The sequence below is a fragment of the Salinimicrobium oceani genome (assembly GCF_012037645.1).
This window is the reverse complement of the sequence record NZ_JAAVJR010000259.1, coordinates 1-585: the sequence shown is the minus strand read 5'-3', so window position 1 is coordinate 585 and position 585 is coordinate 1. Positions and strand designations below refer to the sequence as shown.

The 585-nt window shown below is 42.9% G+C and carries 2 protein-coding genes; one reads left to right on the top strand and one right to left on the bottom strand.

The features are described 5' to 3' along the window. A partial coding sequence (locus HC175_RS16615) for an acetyl-CoA hydrolase/transferase C-terminal domain-containing protein (protein WP_168139483.1) occupies window positions 1-124 on the top strand: 124 nt, incomplete at its 5' end. Window positions 125-223: 99 nt separating this feature from the next. On the opposite strand, the gene HC175_RS16610 is transcribed toward HC175_RS16615, so the two are convergent. Further along, a partial coding sequence (locus HC175_RS16610; protein WP_168139482.1) for a phosphoenolpyruvate carboxykinase (ATP) occupies window positions 224-585 on the bottom strand: 362 nt, incomplete at its 5' end.

Here is a 585-nt window from a genome sequence, read left to right as displayed (position 1 = left end):
GGAATACGGAGTGGTAAATATCTTCGGAAAAAACCTGAAACAACGAGCCAAAGCAATGATCTCCATTGCACATCCAGATCACCGGGAAGTGCTTGAAAAAGCTTACTTTGAAATGGCTTACTAAAAATTAATTCGTGTTAATCAGTTGAAGAAGCCGGAAGCTTCAAAATCAAAACCGCCCAGGGAAATTCCCGGGGCGGTTTTCTTTGTTGGTTAATTAGGGTTAGAATTCTGCTTCCAAGTGGTGATGTTCATCGATGAGCGGTCCTCCTGCAATGATCTGCTTTGATGCTTCTGCAGAGAACTTTTCAAAATTCAGGTGGAAGGAATGTGCCAGCTGAATGGACTTCTGAATATATGCTCCTTTTTGCAACCAGGTATTCATCGGGTTTAGGATCTCAGTCGGGATTCCGGGGCAGTATTTCGGCATGAACAATCCAAAAATAGGGTGCATTTCAAATTCTACACTTTCGAGCTCTCCTTTTAGTATTGAAGTGATCAAGGCCCTTGTAAATTTCAGTTTGATCCTGGAACCCACGCTGTAGGGACCTCCACTCCATCCGGTATTTAGAAGCCATACATTTA